The 16,101-nt window shown below is 61.8% G+C and carries 19 protein-coding genes; 13 read left to right on the forward strand and 6 right to left on the reverse strand.

Going from position 1 to position 16,101, the window contains the following annotated elements; translation table 11 throughout:
- Positions 1 to 149: 149 nt before the first annotated feature.
- The 4 genes from GV819_RS14745 to GV819_RS14760 all read right to left on the reverse strand — a co-directional run bounded on the left by GV819_RS14745 (position 150) and on the right by GV819_RS14760 (position 2,109).
- On the reverse strand, positions 150 to 437 hold the full coding sequence (locus GV819_RS14745; protein ID WP_161756778.1) for a PA4642 family protein: 288 nt from the start codon (positions 435 to 437) through the stop codon (positions 150 to 152).
- A gap of 63 nt (positions 438 to 500) precedes the next feature.
- Positions 501 to 986, reverse strand: coding sequence for a hypothetical protein (locus GV819_RS14750; RefSeq protein WP_161756779.1), 486 nt, complete (start codon positions 984 to 986; stop codon positions 501 to 503).
- Positions 987 to 1,074: 88 nt separating this feature from the next.
- Complete coding sequence (locus tag GV819_RS14755) at positions 1,075 to 1,548, reverse strand: WbuC family cupin fold metalloprotein (RefSeq protein ID WP_161756780.1); 474 nt, start codon at positions 1,546 to 1,548, stop codon at positions 1,075 to 1,077.
- A 3-nt stretch (positions 1,549 to 1,551) separates the two neighbouring features.
- Positions 1,552 to 2,109: a hypoxanthine-guanine phosphoribosyltransferase gene (locus GV819_RS14760; protein ID WP_161756781.1), complete on the reverse strand. Its 558-nt coding sequence runs from the start codon at positions 2,107 to 2,109 to the stop codon at positions 1,552 to 1,554.
- Positions 2,110 to 2,274: 165 nt separating this feature from the next.
- On the opposite strand from GV819_RS14760, the gene upp reads away from it, so the two are divergent.
- The gene (gene upp / locus GV819_RS14765; RefSeq protein WP_161756782.1) at positions 2,275 to 2,913 is read left to right on the forward strand and encodes a uracil phosphoribosyltransferase; all 639 of its coding nucleotides are present in this window, start codon (positions 2,275 to 2,277) and stop codon (positions 2,911 to 2,913) included.
- 2 nt (positions 2,914 to 2,915) lie between these two features.
- Complete coding sequence (locus GV819_RS14770) at positions 2,916 to 4,190, forward strand: uracil-xanthine permease family protein (protein ID WP_161756783.1); 1,275 nt, start codon at positions 2,916 to 2,918, stop codon at positions 4,188 to 4,190.
- Between the two features lie 84 nt (positions 4,191 to 4,274).
- On the opposite strand, the gene hemH is transcribed toward GV819_RS14770, so the two are convergent.
- Positions 4,275 to 5,291 (reverse strand): ferrochelatase, encoded by a 1,017-nt coding sequence (hemH, locus tag GV819_RS14775; protein ID WP_161756784.1) that lies wholly within the window; start codon positions 5,289 to 5,291, stop codon positions 4,275 to 4,277.
- Positions 5,292 to 5,304: 13 nt separating this feature from the next.
- Positions 5,305 to 6,207, reverse strand: a complete 903-nt coding sequence (locus tag GV819_RS14780; protein WP_161756785.1) for a TIGR01777 family oxidoreductase — start codon at positions 6,205 to 6,207, stop codon at positions 5,305 to 5,307.
- A 194-nt stretch (positions 6,208 to 6,401) separates the two neighbouring features.
- Between GV819_RS14780 and GV819_RS14785 the strand changes: the two genes are divergently transcribed.
- The 11 genes from GV819_RS14785 (at position 6,402) to GV819_RS14835 (ending at position 16,078) form a co-directional block, all read left to right on the forward strand.
- On the forward strand, positions 6,402 to 7,388 hold the full coding sequence (locus GV819_RS14785) for an NAD(P)/FAD-dependent oxidoreductase (RefSeq protein ID WP_161756786.1): 987 nt from the start codon (positions 6,402 to 6,404) through the stop codon (positions 7,386 to 7,388).
- Positions 7,385 to 7,600, forward strand: a complete 216-nt coding sequence (locus GV819_RS14790) for a TIGR02450 family Trp-rich protein (RefSeq protein WP_161756787.1) — start codon at positions 7,385 to 7,387, stop codon at positions 7,598 to 7,600. Before GV819_RS14785 ends, GV819_RS14790 begins: the two co-directional genes overlap by 4 nt.
- A 122-nt stretch (positions 7,601 to 7,722) precedes the next feature.
- Positions 7,723 to 8,673, forward strand: a complete 951-nt coding sequence (locus GV819_RS14795; protein ID WP_161756788.1) for a YbgA family protein — start codon at positions 7,723 to 7,725, stop codon at positions 8,671 to 8,673.
- Between the two features lie 3 nt (positions 8,674 to 8,676).
- Positions 8,677 to 9,612 carry a MerR family transcriptional regulator gene (locus GV819_RS14800; protein ID WP_161756789.1) on the forward strand — a complete coding sequence of 312 codons (936 nt, stop codon included), beginning with the start codon at positions 8,677 to 8,679 and terminating at the stop codon, positions 9,610 to 9,612.
- A gap of 13 nt (positions 9,613 to 9,625) precedes the next feature.
- Positions 9,626 to 11,071, forward strand: a complete 1,446-nt coding sequence (gene phrB, locus GV819_RS14805; protein ID WP_161756790.1) for a deoxyribodipyrimidine photo-lyase — start codon at positions 9,626 to 9,628, stop codon at positions 11,069 to 11,071.
- Positions 11,064 to 11,489, forward strand: coding sequence for a nuclear transport factor 2 family protein (locus GV819_RS14810; RefSeq protein ID WP_161756791.1), 426 nt, complete (start codon positions 11,064 to 11,066; stop codon positions 11,487 to 11,489). Before phrB ends, GV819_RS14810 begins: the two co-directional genes overlap by 8 nt.
- On the forward strand, positions 11,486 to 12,256 hold the full coding sequence (locus tag GV819_RS14815) for an SDR family NAD(P)-dependent oxidoreductase (RefSeq protein ID WP_161756792.1): 771 nt from the start codon (positions 11,486 to 11,488) through the stop codon (positions 12,254 to 12,256). The genes GV819_RS14810 and GV819_RS14815 overlap by 4 nt, the downstream gene beginning before the upstream one ends.
- Positions 12,253 to 13,500 carry an NAD(P)/FAD-dependent oxidoreductase gene (locus GV819_RS14820; RefSeq protein ID WP_161756793.1) on the forward strand — a complete coding sequence of 416 codons (1,248 nt, stop codon included), beginning with the start codon at positions 12,253 to 12,255 and terminating at the stop codon, positions 13,498 to 13,500. The genes GV819_RS14815 and GV819_RS14820 overlap by 4 nt, the downstream gene beginning before the upstream one ends.
- Complete coding sequence (locus tag GV819_RS14825; protein WP_161756794.1) at positions 13,497 to 14,312, forward strand: DUF1365 domain-containing protein; 816 nt, start codon at positions 13,497 to 13,499, stop codon at positions 14,310 to 14,312. The genes GV819_RS14820 and GV819_RS14825 overlap by 4 nt, the downstream gene beginning before the upstream one ends.
- Positions 14,299 to 15,570 (forward strand): SAM-dependent methyltransferase, encoded by a 1,272-nt coding sequence (locus GV819_RS14830; RefSeq protein ID WP_161756795.1) that lies wholly within the window; start codon positions 14,299 to 14,301, stop codon positions 15,568 to 15,570. Before GV819_RS14825 ends, GV819_RS14830 begins: the two co-directional genes overlap by 14 nt.
- Positions 15,563 to 16,078 carry a DUF2878 domain-containing protein gene (locus tag GV819_RS14835; RefSeq protein WP_161756796.1) on the forward strand — a complete coding sequence of 172 codons (516 nt, stop codon included), beginning with the start codon at positions 15,563 to 15,565 and terminating at the stop codon, positions 16,076 to 16,078. Before GV819_RS14830 ends, GV819_RS14835 begins: the two co-directional genes overlap by 8 nt.
- Positions 16,079 to 16,101 lie beyond the last annotated feature (23 nt).

Below are 16,101 nucleotides of genomic sequence, written 5' to 3' on the forward strand. Positions count from 1 at the left end.
CCGATAAAAAACGCCCGCTCCTGCAAGAGGACCGGGCGTTTTTTTATGCCTTGTCGTAGGAGCTGGCTGGCCAGCGAACAAGGCTGAGGCGGTTGCACAGAGGAACTGCTCTCCCCTTCGCGGGCAAGCCCGCTCCTACAAAATGAGGATCAGCCGCGGGCTCGTTCGATCAGTTCGACGTAATCGGCGGCGTTACGCTGATCCTTGATCAGATCGACGAAAGACTGGCCGTGCTCGTCCTTGCCGTCCAGGTCGTGACCGGCCTCGACGAAGAACACTAGAAACCGCTCGAAGTCGTCGATGCGCAGCCCGCGGTAAGCCTTGATCAGCTTGTGCAGGGACGGCGAAGTGGCGTCGACCGGTTCGAAATCGAGGAACAATTTGATCTGCTCATCGCCGATCTCGTCACCAATCAGTTGTTTCTTATCTTTACGCATTGCCGACTCCAGCTCGCAGACATTTCACGGGGCGGGCAGTTTACCCTCAGCCAGCATCGGGCCTCAACGCGGACGCACGCTACCGGTGTGCAAGTCGGCCCAGACATGGCCATTGGCATAGCTGAGGAACTGGCAATACACGGTGTCGTTACGCAACAGATCCATGACCGCCCGGTACTGGGCCAGCGGGTAATACAGGGTCAGGGTTCTGCTCTTGGCATCGTACTGCGGCTTTTTCAGGCTTTTGCTTTCACCGTCGAAATTCACCAGCACCTGACTGATAGTGGCGCCCTTGTTCAGGGGCTTGCCCTTGAGCCGCACCCATACCGGCGAGGTCACGGGAATCGGCTGCTGGTTGGATTGACGCTGGCTGCCGATCACCACCGAATATTCAGTGACCTGCAACAACTGCTGCTGTTCAGGGACCGTATCGCGCAAGGTCTGATCATCTGGCGGCAGAAACTGCCCGTGCAGGAGGGCTGGGGCAGCTGCCAGGGGCAGGCTCAAGCTCAGAAGAAGGGCCGCGCTACTGCGAATCAACAGGCTCATGAGAGGCTCCAGACAAGGGCTGAGCACTCTAGCACGGGTTTTTGCTACAAATCTCCCACCGCTGCAACTGCCAGGTTCAGCCCTGGAGTCAGTCGAACTGAGCGCACATCCAGGCGTGATACTCGGCCACGCCTGGCTCGCCTTCGCGGGGCGCCCAACTGGCCTGCTCGCCCTCGCCTACCGGGCGATAAGGCCCGGCCTTGCATTCGAACATCAGGCTGTCTGGCTCAAGTACCACCAGGCCGTGGAACACACCGGCCGGCAGGTCCACCCCCACGCAAGCACCGCCAGCCTGCAAGACTCGCTTGCCCTGGACCTGGCCGTGCTCATCAAAAATCAGCACGCCAAGACGCCCCTTGAGTACCAACAGGGTCTCGGCCTTGTCAGCGCTCAAGTGCCGGTGCGGCGGAACGTAAGTCGATGGCTGCAGCCCCACCGCCATGCGATGGCAGGGCTCTTCCATGGCATGGAAGTTGTGGTGCTGGCGCCCACGGGGATTGGCCGCGGCCTTCTCAGCCAGGTCGCTGAACAACGCTTGATCGAGAAACAACGGCCCACTCATAGCTTACATCCCCTTCACGGCGTAGATGCCGGCAGCGTTACGCCAGTAGCCTTTGTAGTCCATGCCGTAACCGAAGACGTAACGGTCGATACAAGTCAGGCCCATGTAGTCGGCCTTCAGGTCCGGACGGGCCTTGCGATCGTGTTCCTTGTCGATCAGTACGGCGGTGTGTACCGCACGCGCGCCGGCGTGTTTGCAGAAGTCGATGATCGCGCCCAGGGTGTGACCTTCATCGAGGATGTCGTCGATGATCAGCACGTCGCGGTCAATAAAGGAGACTTCCGGCTTGGACTTCCAGAACAGCTCGCCGCCGCTGGTTTCGTTGCGATAACGGGTGGCGTGTAGATAGGACGCCTCCAGCGGGAACTGCAGGTGAGTCAGCAGCTTGCCGGCGAAGATCAGGCCGCCATTCATGACGCAGAACACCACCGGATTGCGCTCAGCCAGTTCTTCGGTGATTTGTGCACCGACACGGGCAATGGCCGCCTCGACTTCAGCTTCGGTGTACAGGCAGTCAGCCTCGCGCATGATTTGACGGATATGCTCGAGATCAGCGGACATGGCGCTCTCCAAGGGGGTGGCAGTTTCGGAAAAGCGGGCAAAGGTACGCATCCGGCCCGGCCAGATCAAGCGTTTCTGGACTAACGTACTTTATGTCTATAGGACATCAACCTCGGATAGATTAATCTAGGCCGGTTTTTTTGCCCGCCGCCGGAGCCTTTCCCTATGCCCATCCGTGAGATCCGCCATCCGCTGATCCGACACAAACTTGGCCTTATGCGCCGCGCAGACATTAGCACGAAGAACTTTCGCGAGCTTGCTCAGGAAGTCGGTGCCCTGCTGACGTACGAAGCCACCAAAGACCTGCCCCTGGAAAGCTATGAAATTCCAGGCTGGTGCGGTCCCGTCCAGGTCGAAAAGATCGCCGGCAAGAAGATTACCGTGGTGCCAATCCTGCGCGCCGGTATCGGCATGCTCGAGGGCGTGCTGAGCCTGATCCCGGGCGCCAAGGTCAGCGCCGTAGGCGTGGCCCGCAACGAGGAAACCCTGCAGGCCCATACCTACCTGGAAAAACTGGTACCGGAGATCAACGAGCGTCTGGCGATGATCATCGACCCGATGCTGGCCACCGGCAGCTCCATGGTCGCCACCATCGACCTGCTGAAGAAAGCCGGCTGCCGGGACATCCGCGCCATGGTGCTGGTTGCCGCGCCTGAAGGTATCGCAGCTGTAGAAAAGGCTCACCCGGACGTGACCATCTACACCGCCTCCATTGATCAGAAACTGAATGAGCATGGCTACATCATCCCCGGCTTGGGCGATGCCGGTGACAAGATCTTCGGCACCAAGCAGAAGGACGCCTGATCATGCAGGACGAGTTCAACGATCCGCTCTGGCGCCAGGTACTGTCTGGCGCTCAGATGCTCTTCGTGGCCTTTGGCGCGTTGGTGTTGATGCCGCTGATTACCGGTCTCGACCCCAACGTCGCACTGTTCACCGCGGGTCTCGGGACTCTGTTGTTCCAGATCGTCACCGGGCGTCAGGTGCCGGTGTTCCTGGCTTCGAGTTTTGCCTTTATCACCCCGATCATTCTCGCCAAGCACCAGTTCGGCCTGGCCGCGACCATGGGCGGCGTAATGGCGGCCGGTTTCGTTTATACCTTTCTTGGCTTCGCAGTGAAGATCAAGGGCACCGGTTTTATCGATCGGCTGTTGCCGCCGGTGGTGATTGGCCCAGTGATCATTTCCATCGGCCTGGCCATGGCGCCGATTGCCGCCAATATGGCGATGGGCAAGGCCGGTGACGGCAGCGAGCTGATTCATTACCAGACGGCGATGATGATCTCGATGCCCGCCCTGCTGACCACGCTGATCGTCGCCGTGTTCGGCAAAGGCATCTTCCGGCTGGTACCGATCATTTCCGGCGTACTGATGGGTTTTGCCCTGTCGTTCTACTTCGGCGTGGTCGACACCGCGAAGATCGTTGCCGCGCCATGGTTTGCCCTGCCGCACTTCACCGCACCGGAATTCAACTGGCAGGCGATCCTGTTCATCGTTCCAGTAGCGCTGGCCCCCGCCATCGAGCACATCGGCGGAGTGATTGCCGTCGGCAGCGTGACCGGTCGCGACTACCTGAAGAAGCCGGGCCTGCATCGCACCCTGCTGGGTGACGGCATCGCGACTACTGCAGCCGGGATGTTCGGCGGTCCGCCTAACACAACGTATGCAGAAGTCACTGGCGCGGTGATGCTGACCAAGAACTACAACCCGAAAATCATGACCTGGGCAGCAGTCTTTGCAATCAGCCTGGCCTTTATCGGCAAGTTCGGCGCGCTGCTGCAAAGCATCCCAGTGCCGGTGATGGGCGGGATTCTCTGCCTGCTGTTCGGCTCGATCGCCGCCGTGGGCATGAACACCCTGATTCGCCACAAGATTGACCTGGGCGAAGCCCGCAATCTGGTGATTGTCTCGGTGACCCTGGTGTTCGGGATTGGCGGCGTGCTGGTTGGCACCGGCACCGGTCCGGATGATTTTGGCCTGAAAGGGATTGCGTTGTGCGCCGTAGTGGCGATTGCGCTGAACCTGATCCTGCCGGGTAACGATGGCTGGAAAAACAAGAAATCTGACGAACCAGTAATCTGAGACGGCTGTCAGTTCTGTCGCGAGCTTGCTCGTTCCTACACGTAGTCACATGACTCTGTAGGAGCGAGCTTGCTCGCGCAGCTTTCAAAGCGCCAAAGGCGCTCTCTCGCACAAAGCATTAAGCGCCTTGGCCCACTGCGGTTCGTCATTCAGGCACGGCACCAGCACCAACTCCTCGCCCCCCGCCTCACGGAACTGCTCGCGACCGCGATCACCGATCTCCTCCAGCGTCTCGATGCAATCAGCAACAAACGCCGGGCACATCACCAGAATCTTCTTCACCCCCTGCTTCGCCAGTTCATCAAGACGCGCTTCTGTGTAGGGTTCGATCCACTTGGCCCGCCCCAAACGCGATTGAAATGACACCGACCACTTGCCATCCGGGAGCCCCATGCGCTCGGCAAAGGCTTGAGCCGTACGCAGGCACTGTCCGCGGTAGCAGCGAGCGGCAACGTCCGGCGGTGCATCACGACAGCAATCACCCTCCAGCCGATGACCAGGATTGAGCTTCTGCAAGTGCCGCTCCGGTAAACCATGGAAGCTCAGCAACAGGTGGTCGAAATCCTGCTGCAAATGCGGCTTGGCACTGGCAACCAGAGCGTCGAGATACTCCGGCTGGTCGTAGAACGGCTGCAGCACCGAAAACTGCACATCCAGCTTCTGGTCCCGTACTACGCGCTTGGCCTCTTCGATCACCGTGGTCACGGTGCTATCGGCAAACTGTGGATACAGCGGCGCCAGAGTGATTTTCTTATGGCCGGCGGCAGCCAGGCGCACCAATGTCGACTCGATGGACGGCTCGCCATAACGCATGGCCAGCTCTACCGGCCCCTGCGTCCATTCACGTGTCATCGCTTGCTGTAAACGACGGCTGAGCACCACCAGCGGCGAGCCCTCCGCCCACCAGATCGAGGCATAGGCATGGGCCGATTGCTCGGGGCGCTTGATCAGGATCAGCGACACCAGCAACCGGCGCACCGGCCACGGCAGGTCGATCACGTAGGGATCCATGAGGAATTGATTGAGGTAGCTGCGCACATCCGCCACCGAGGTGGAAGCCGGCGAACCGAGATTGACCAGAAGCAACGCGTGATCGGTCATGCAACGTCCTATTTCAGAGGCGGCGGGACACATCGTCCAGGGCCGCAGGTAAATCAGTGAACTGGAAAGTGAAACCTGCCTCCAGCAAGCGCGCGGGTACCGCACGCTGGCCACCCAGCAACAGCACTGACAACTCACCCAGCGCCAGACGCAAGACAAACGCCGGCAAGGGCAGCACTGCCGGCCGGTGCAAAACCCGTCCCAGGCTCTTGGCGAACTCGCGATTGCGTACCGGCTTCGGCGCGCAGGCATTATAAGGACCTCGTGCCTCGTCCTGATGCACAAGAAAATCAATCAGGGCTATTTGGTCCTGGATATGAATCCATGGCATCCACTGCCGGCCATTGCCGATAGGGCCACCCAGCCCCAACTTGAACGGCAGCAGCAAGCGCGACAAAAAGCCGCCCTCGGCGGACAGCACCAAACCGGTGCGCAGCAGCACCACACGCACCCCCATGGCCTCGGCCCGCAGGGCGGTTTCTTCCCAGGCAATACATAACTGGCTGGCAAAGTCCTCGCTGACTGGAGGCGAATCCTCAGTCAGTTCCCGCTCGCCACCGTCGCCGTACCAACCCACTGCCGATCCCGAGAGCAAAACCCGAGGCTTGTGCTCACGGCTTTCGAGCCAGGCCAGCAGAGTTTCGGTAAGGGCAATGCGGCTGTTCCACACCAGCGCCTTGCGCTTATGAGTCCAGGGCCGATCGGCAATCGGCGCCCCGGCCAGGTTGATCACCGCGTCCAGCGGAGCCTGGTCCAGCTCTTGCAAAGTCTTGATTGCCCGCACCTGGGGCCCGCACAGGGCGGCAACTTTATCGGGCTGGCGAGTCCATACACTCAACTGGTGACCCTGGGCTTGCCAATGACGACATAGCGCACGCCCGATCAAACCAGTACCGCCGGTCAGCAATATATGCATGACATCTTCCTCGCGTGGCGTTTTACCCGAATGACTAGTCTATTTTTATAAGCAGGGAGCTTTTCAATCGGGCAGGTTGTGTTTCAACGATAGACAACCTGCCCCACTGATGACGCCGAAAACTATACCAAAAAACAATATTGTACAGGTTTTGGCGGCGGCGTAATCTGTACAGAAAGGTAAACGAGGCCCCTATGACAGTACCCATCGCAATCATTGGTACCGGCATCGCCGGACTCTCCGCCGCCCAGGCGCTGCGAGATACCGGGCATACCGTCCAACTCTTCGACAAAAGCCGCGGCAGTGGTGGACGCATGTCGAGCAAACGCAGCGATGCCGGAAGCCTGGACCTGGGAGCCCAGTATTTTACCGCCCGCGACCGCCGTTTCGTCACTGAAGTCCAGCGCTGGCAAGCCGAGGGCTGGGTCGCCGAATGGGCACCGCAACTCTACAACTCTCACGGCGGCCAACTCAGCCCCTCGCCGGACGAACAGACTCGCTGGGTCGGCACCCCGCGCATGAGCGCCATCACCCGTGCGCTGATCGGCGACGTGGAAGTGCACTTCGCCTGCCGCATCACCGAAGTCTTCCGTGGCGAACAGCACTGGCACCTGCAGGATGCCGAAGGCTTCACCCATGGCCCGTTCAGTCACGTGGTGATCGCCACCCCGGCCCCCCAAGCCACCGCCCTGCTTACCGCCGCACCGAAACTCGCCGGGGTCGCCGCGGGAGTCAAGATGGACCCGACCTGGGCCGTCGCCCTAGCCTTCGATACCCCCCTGGAAACCCCAATGGAAGGCTGCTTCGTACAAGACAGCCCACTGGACTGGCTGGCCCGCAACCGCAGCAAGCCCGGGCGCGACAGTCATCTCGACACTTGGATCCTGCACGCCACCAGTGCCTGGAGCCGGCAACACATCGACTTGTCCAAAGAGGCCGTGACCGAACAATTGCACGGGGCCTTTGCCGAGTTGCTGCACAGTGTCATGCCCGCCCCCACCTTCAGCCTGGCCCACCGCTGGCTCTACGCTCGCCCGGCCAGCAGCCACGAATGGGGCGCACTGGCCGATGTCGACCTGGGGCTTTATGCATGCGGTGACTGGTGCCTGTCCGGGCGGGTCGAAGGCGCCTGGCTCAGTGGCCAGGAAGCGGCGCGCCGGCTACACGAGAGCCTGCAGTGAATCGCCTCAACCCACGTAAATTGCTGCTGTCGAAGTGGACAGCAGCCCTTCCACAACGCCGCGAAAAGCACTTTCTGGTCACTGAATTGCTCTGCGATGAACAAGGCACAGTGCTGGACATCGAGTTGCAGGCGGTTCTCACCCGACGTTGCCAGCGCTTGAAATGGCAAACCCTGCAGAACGACAGCGATTGGCGAATGGGCTGGCAATAACTCAGCGAACCTGCCAGGGAATTACCTATACAAATAATTTGACTTGTACAACTTTAATTCTATGATGAAGACAAGTTGTACAGGAACTAGTTTTTGTACAGGTAAATCCCGGAGGTTTAACCATGTCCAGCAAACCGAAAATTGCTATCAGCGCCTGCCTGATGGGCGTCGAGGTCCGCTACAACGGTGGGCATAAAGAATCACGCCTGTGCAGCCGGGTGCTCAGTGACTACTTCGATTTCGTGCCGCTGTGCCCGGAAGTCGCCATTGGCATGGGCACTCCCCGTGAGCCGATTCGCCTGAGCGGCGACCCCGAGCACCCTCGCGCCGTGGGTACGGTGGACGCAGCGCTGGATGTCACCCAGCCCCTGGCGGAATACGGCGAGCGCATGGCGGTGCAAGTGCACGATATCTGCGGCTACATCTTCATGCAGAACTCGCCGTCCTGTGGCCTGGAACGGGTCAAGGTGTATCAGGCCAACGGCATTCCCCACCGAAACGGCGGCCGCGGAATCTATGCCCAGGCCTTCTGCCAGCAACATCCCGACCTGCCGGTGGAAGAAGCCGGGCGTCTCAATGATCCGGTGCTGCGGGAAAACTTCCTGACCCGGGTCTACGTCTACCGCGACTGGCAGGAACTGCTCAAGCAAGGCCTGAGTCGCCGTGGTCTGACCGACTTCCATTCGCGCTGCAAATACCTGCTGATGGCCCATCACCCGGTGCAGTACAAGACCTTGGGCAAGCTGCTGGGCAGCATGGGCAAGGGTGACCCGGCCTTGATCGGCCCGCGCTATTTCAGAGAGCTGATGGCGGCGCTGAGCAAATGCGCCACTCGCGGTACCCACAGCAATGTACTGCAGCATCTGAGCGGTTATCTCAAGCAAGCCATCAGCGCTGAAGACAAGCAGGAGGTGCTGCACATCATTGGCCAGTACCGCCACGGCATCGTCCCTCTGGTGGTGCCCCTGACCCTGCTCAAGCACCACTTCCGCCAACACCCCGATCCCTACATCGCCCAGCAGCTGTACCTGCAGCCGCACCCGGAAAATCTCAGCCTGCGCAACGCGATCTGAGCCATGAAACAGCCGAGCCAACAGGCCGACGATAACAGCACCCAGTACCAGCGCGCCCTGGATGAAGGCTGGCTGCCGATCCGTGAAGTGGCACGCCAGACCGGGGTCAATGCGGTAACCCTGCGGGCCTGGGAACGCCGTTACGGGCTGATCGTGCCGCTGCGTACGCCCAAGGGCCACCGACTGTTTTCCCAGGAACAGGTGCAACAGGTCCTGACCATCCTCACCTGGCTCAATCGCGGGGTCGCGGTCAGCCAGGTCAAGCATCTGCTAGACAACACTCCTGCCCACAGCGCGCCTGCCGAGAATGACTGGCAGCGGTTGCGCCAAAGCCTGAGCCAAGCCATCAGCCAATTGGCCGAGCGCAAAGTCGACGATGTCTTCAACCAGGCCATGGCGCTCTATCCGCCGCGCACCTTGTGCGAGCAATTGCTGATGCCACTGCTGGCGGAACTGGAGCAGCACTGGCAAGGCCAGTTCGGCAGCCAGATGGAGCAGGTATTTTTCTATTCCTGGCTGCGCAGCAAGCTGGGCGCCCGGATCTACCACAACAATCGTCAACTGCAGGGCCCCCCGCTGCTGCTGGTCAACCAGTCTGACCTGGCCCTGGAGCCCCACCTGTGGCTGACCGCCTGGCTGGCCAGCAGCGCCGACTGCCCGGTGGAAGTCTTCGACTGGCCACTGCCCGGAGCCGAACTGGCCCTGGCTGTCGAGCGCCTGCAGGCCCGCGGCCTGCTGCTGTACTCCAGCAAGACCTTGAACCCCACGCACCTGCCCAAGTTGCTCAACGGCATTACCTGCAAAAAATTCATCGCAGGACCCGCGGTGTGCATCCACCCCGCCGAGTGGTCCGTATGTATCACACGAGTCGCTGATCTGAACCTGGCCCAAGACCCGATTGCGGCTTACCAGGCACTGCTTCAGCGAGGACTCTTCTAATCCGGGAACCGGCATGCAACTGATCTGGCTACGCAGCGACCTGCGCCTACATGACAACACCGCTCTGAGCGCCGCCATGCAACGGGGGCCGACCGTAGCGGTGTACCTGCTGAGCCCGGAGCAATGGCTGGCCCACGATGACGCACCGTGCAAAGTCGACTTCTGGCTGCGCAACCTGCAGCACCTGAGCACCGCTCTGGACCAATTGAACATCCCCTTGCTGATCCGCAGCGCCACTACCTGGGACCAGGCGCCCCAGGTCCTGCTGGAGCTGTGCCGACAGTTGCAGGTACAGATGCTGCACTTCAACGAGGAATACGGCATCCACGAGAGTCGGCGCGATGCGGCCGTGACCCAGGCCCTGGAAAATGCCGATGTGAATGTCCGGGGCTACCTCGATCAACTGCTGTTCCAGCCCGGCAGCGTACTGACCAAAAGCGGCAGCTACTTCCAGGTGTTCAGCCAGTTCCGCAAGGTCTGCTACAGCCGTCTGCACAGCGCACTACCCGCTCTGGTGAGCACGCCCAAGGCGCAACAGCGACTGTCGATCAATGCCGATCCACTGCCGCGTCAGATCGAAGGTTTCCCACGTCCCAGCCAGTCACTGCAGGATTTGTGGCCAGCCGGTGAGAGTGAAGCCCAGGAGCGCCTCGAACAGTTCACCGACGAGCAGATCACCTACTACCAGAGCGAGCGCGACTTCCCGGCAAAACCCGGCACCAGCCAGCTTTCACCCTACCTCGCCGCCGGCGTGATCTCACCCCGGCAGTGCCTGCACGCCGCCTTGCGCGGCAACCAGGGGGAGTTTGAAAGCGGCAACCCCGGCGCCGTCACCTGGATCAACGAGTTGCTGTGGCGCGAGTTCTACAAACACATCCTGGTGGGCTACCCACGGGTTTCCAGACATCGGGCCTTCCGCCCGGAAACCGAAGCCGTGGCCTGGCGCGACGCGCCCGAAGAGCTGGAAGCCTGGCAGCAAGCGCGCACCGGCCTGCCGATCATCGACGCCGCCATGCGCCAGTTGCTGGAGACCGGCTGGATGCACAACCGCCTGCGAATGGTGGTGGCAATGTTCCTGACCAAGAACTTGCTGATCGACTGGCGCGAGGGCGAGCGTTTCTTCATGCAGCACCTGATCGACGGCGACCTCGCGGCGAACAACGGTGGCTGGCAGTGGAGTTCTTCGACCGGCACCGATGCAGCGCCCTACTTCCGCATCTTCAACCCTGTGAGCCAGTCAGAACGCTTCGACGCCGAGGGACGCTTCATCAAGCACTGGCTACCGCAACTGGCGGGGCTGAACAAAAAAGATATCCACAACCCTGCTGCGCTGGGTGGCCTGTTCGGCGTCGCCGACTATCCAGCCCCCATGGTCAACCTGTCGATGTCCCGGGAGCGTGCCCTGGCAGCATTCAAGGCGTTGCCTTCGCGCCTGGATGCGGGAGGTGCCCATGAGTGACTTCCTCGAACACTTCGCCCGGGATTTCGCCAGCCTCGACAAGCACAGCCTGCAGCGCCTGGGCCAGCTCTACAGCGAGGACATCCAGTTCACCGATCCGCTGCATGAAGTGCACGGGCTGCCACGCCTGCAGAACTACTTCGTCGAGCTGTACGCCAACATCAGCGAGTTGCGCTTCGAGTTCCACGGCGCCGATACCTGCGGCGATGGCCAGGGCTATCTGCGCTGGACCATGAGCTACCGCCACCCGCGCCTCGAAGGCGGCCAGTGGATTCGAGTCCCTGGCTGCTCGCACCTGCATTGGCGCGACGGCAAGGTCTACCGTCACCGCGACTATTTCGACGCCGGCGCCTTGCTCTACGAACACCTGCCCATCCTCGGCCGGGTGATCGCCTGGCTGAAAAGGAGACTCGGATGAACGCGGCAATGCCACGGCGGATATGGCTCACCGGCGCCAGCAGCGGGATCGGCGCGGCACTGGCCGAGGAACTGCTCAAGTCCGGCGCCCAGGTGGCCGTCAGTGCGCGCTCACGCGAGCCCCTGGAAGCCCTGTCCCAGCGCTATCCGGGCCGGGTACTGGTGGTACCCGGCGATCTCACCGACGCCCTGCAAGTGCGCGAGATCGGCAAACGCATCGCCCAGGCCTGGGGCGCCCTGGACAGTGCGATCCTCAATGCCGGGGCCTGTGAATACATCGACGTGCGGCAGTTCGAAGCGGCAATGATCGAACGCGTGTTGAGCAGCAATCTGCTGTCCGCCAGCTATTGCATCGAAGCCGCGCTGCCGTTGTTGCGCGCCGGCAATCGCCCGCATCTGGTCGGCGTGGCCAGCTCCGTGACCTACCTGCCGCTGCCCCGGGCCGGCGCCTACGGTGCCTCCAAGGCCGCGCTGCGCTACCTGCTGCAATCCTTGCGCATCGACCTCGCCGCCGAAGGCATCGATGTCACCCTGGTCAGCCCGGGCTTCGTCGACACCCCGCTGACCGCGCACAACGACTTTCCCATGCCCATGAGCTGGCCCGCCGACAAGGCCGCCCGGCATATCCACACTCGCCTGCCACACCGGGACCTGGAGATCGCTTTCCCAACCCCGTTCATCTTCGGCCTCAGGTTCCTGGCCTGGCTGCCCGGCCGGCTGCAACTGGCGATCGCCAAGCGCCTGGCCCGCACGGGGGATGCATCGTGAAAATAGCCATCATCGGCAGCGGTATCGCCGGCCTGACCTGCGCCTATGTACTCAATCGCCGCCATGACATCCGGGTATACGAAGCCGGCAGCTGGATCGGCGGCCATACCCATACCGTGGATGTCAGCCTGAACGGCGAAACCCAGGCGGTGGACACCGGCTTCATCGTTTTCAACGACTGGACCTACCCCAACTTCATCCGCCTGCTGGGACAGATAGGGGTCAGGTTCAAACCCACCGAAATGAGCTTCTCGGTCTGCGACCCAATCTCGGGCCTGGAGTACAACGGCAACAACCTCAACAGCCTCTTCGCCCAGCGCCGCAACCTGCTGTCGCCGGGCTTCTGGGGCATGCTGCGGGACATCCTGCGCTTCAACAAAGCCTCCCAGCTCGACTTGCAGCACCAACGGATCGCCGCCGACACCACCCTCGGCGACTACCTGAAAAGCCGGGGTTACGGCGAACGCTTCATCCAGCACTACATCGTGCCCATGGGTGCGGCGATCTGGTCGATGTCGCCCGTGCAGATGCTCGGCTTCCCCCTGCAGTTCTTTGTGCGCTTCTTCAAGAACCACGGCCTGTTGTCAGTGAGCAACCGCCCGCAATGGTGCGTGATCGAAGGCGGCTCGAGCCGCTACATCGAGCCATTGACCGCCTCGTTCCACCAGCACATCCGCCTCGATTGCCCAGTGCAGCGGGTCGAACGCGACGCACTCGGGGTGGTGATCCACAGTGCCGCGGGCAGCGAGCGTTTCGACAAGGTGGTGTTCGCCTGCCACAGCGACCAGGCCCTGCAACTGCTGGCCAGTCCGAGCCATGCCGAACGGGAGATTCTCCAGGCCCTGCCCTACGCCGACAACGAAGTGGTGCTGCACACCGATACCCGGCTGCTGCCACGCCGCCGCCTGGCCTGGGCCAGCTGGAACTATCGCCTCGACAGCCGCGGCGAGAAAGCTGCCGCGGTGACCTACGACATGAACATTCTCCAGGGTCTGCAGAGCGCCACCACCTTCTGCGTCAGCCTCAACCAGAGCGAGGCCATCGACCCCTCGAAAGTTCTCGCCCGCTACACCTACGCCCATCCGCAATACAGCCTTGGTGCAGTGGCGGCCCAAGCACGCTGGGGCGAACTGCAGGGTGCCCATCACAGCTTCTACTGCGGTGCCTACTGGGCCAACGGTTTCCACGAAGACGGCGTGGTCAGCGCCTTGCGCGTGGCCCAGGCCTTTGGAGAACAATTGTGAACAGTGCCCTGTACAGCGGCTGGATCAGCCACCGGCGCTTCGTCCCCAAAGGCCATGCCTTCCGGTACAGGATCGGCTTGCTGTACCTGGACCTGGATGAACAGGAGGCGGTGCTGGGTCTTTCGCCCCTGGCCGGCCAGAGCCGCTTCGCGCCGTTCTCCTTCCGGGAAAGCGACTACCTGAAAACCTTCACCAGCCAGGGCATGCGCCTGATAGACGCGGTACGCCAGCAAGTAAGCGAGGCCATCGGCCATACGCCGCAAGGCGCCGTGCGCCTGCTGACCCAAGTACGCAGCTGGGGCCTGGCCTTCAACCCGGTGAGTTTCTTCTACTGCTTTGAAGCGGATGGGCAACTGGCGGCGATTCTCTGCGAGGTCACCAACACGCCCTGGCGCGAGCGCTACCACTATGTGCTGCCAGCCAGCGCCGACAGTGCCGAAACCGCGCAACACCAACACTTCGCTGTGGCCAAGGCTTTTCACGTGTCGCCGTTCCTGCCCCGGGACCTGCAATACCGCATGAGTTTCAGCCCTCCTGCCGACCGGCTTGGCGTGCACATGGCCGACTGGCAAGGCGAGCTCAAGGTGTTCGACGCCACCCTCAACCTGCAACGCCAGGCCCTGGATCGCCGCAGCCTGCATCAGTACCTGCTGCGCTTTCCGTGGATGACTGCCAAGACCTGCCTGGCGATCTACTGGCAAGCCCTGCGCCTGGTCGGCAAGGGCATCGAGTTTGTACCCCACGAGGCCGCCACCGGCGCCTATCGCACAGCCGCTGTACAACCCAAGGATCGCCGCCATGAAATCCTCTAGCGTATCGGCCAAGCCCACGCTGTTCAGCACCCACGGCCTTACCGCCAGCCTGCTGCGCCGTGCCGTGCTGCGACAACTGGCGCAGCTCAGGCACGGGCAACTGGTGATCATCGAAGACGGTGAGCGCCTGGTATTCGGCAGCAGCGCAGCGGCCTTGCTCGGAGAAATCCATATCCATGACAGTAACGCCTGGGGCTTGGTCGCCAGCAGTGGTTCGATCGGCGCCGGCGAAGCCTTCATCCACGGTTACTGGAGCACCCCGGACCTGACAGCGGTGGTCCGCGTATTCGTCAGCAACCTGGAGGTGCTGGACGCCATGGAGGGCGGCCTGGCAAGACTCGGCAGGCCGCTGGTGCGTGGCCTGCACTGGCTCAATCGCAATACCCGCAAGGGTTCGCAGAAAAACATCGCCGCCCACTACGACCTCGGCAATGAGCTGTTCGAGCAGTTCCTCGACCCCACCATGATGTACTCCGCAGCACAGTTCCGCCGTGACGACGACAGCCTGGAGCAGGCCCAGTTGAACAAGCTGGAGCGCATCTGCCAGAAACTGGCCCTGCAACCCGAGGATCATCTGCTGGAGATTGGCACCGGCTGGGGCAGCATGGCCCTGTACGCGGCGCAGCATTATGGTTGCCAGGTCACCACCACAACCCTGTCCAAAGAGCAGTTCGCCTTTACCCGGCAACGGATCGAGGCGGCCGGCCTGCAGGACAGGGTCACCCTGCTGCTGGAGGACTATCGCGACCTGACCGGGCAGTACGACAAGCTGGTGTCCATCGAGATGATCGAAGCCGTGGGCCACCGCTTCCTGCCCACCTACTTCAAGCAATGCGCCCAGTTGTTGAAAAGCAACGGCCTGATGCTGCTGCAGGCCATCACCATCCGCGACCAGCGATATGAACAAGCAAAGAACGGCGTGGATTTCATCCAACGCTATATCTTCCCCGGCGGGGCCCTGCCCTGCGTGCAGAAAATGCTCGAAGTGGTCAGTCGCGATACCGACATGAACCTGCTGCACATGGAGGACTTCGGCTTGCACTACGCCCGCACCCTGCGCCTGTGGCACGAGAACTTCCGGCGCGCCCACGGCCGTCTGACCGAGCTGGGCTACGACGAGTATTTCCTGCGGCTGTGGGAGTTCTACCTGTGCTACTGCGAAGGCGGTTTCCTTGAGCGCACCATCGGCACTGCGCAACTGCTCCTGGCCAAACCCGCGGCAGCACCGCAGCCGCTGCTGGGCCGCTTCGATGCGTAAGCAACTGGCCAACGCAATGCTGTTCCAGCTGGGCTGGTTCATCTGCGTGCTCAGTGGCGACAGTCCCTGGCTGCTATTGGCGGCGGCGATCCTGATGGTGCACTTCCTGTGGATCGGCAGTTGGACCGGCGAAGGGCGCATGATCATCGGGATTGCCCTGATCGGCATCACCCTGGACAGTTTCCTGCACTGGCTGGGGGTGTTCCAGTTCAAGCAGGTGAGCCTGCTGATTCCGCTCTGGCTGATGCTGCTCTGGGCCTTACTGGGAACGACCCTGCGCCATTGCCTGGCCTGGACCGCACGCCGCTGGTGGCTGGCCAGCGCTTTGGGCGCGCTGTTCGGACCGCTGTCGTATTACGCCGGGGGACGACTGGCCGGGGTGGGTTTTGCCTATGGCTTGTGGCCGACCTTGATCGGCTTGGGGCTGCTCTGGGCAATGCTCTTGCCACTGCTGCACGTGCTGGCGCGCCCCGCTCCCGAAGAGCCTGAACTGACGGCCCAGGATTGAGCGTCCGTCAGGGCTTTAACACA

Source organism: Pseudomonas sp. Fl5BN2, assembly GCF_009908205.1.
GTDB lineage: Bacteria > Pseudomonadota > Gammaproteobacteria > Pseudomonadales > Pseudomonadaceae > Aquipseudomonas.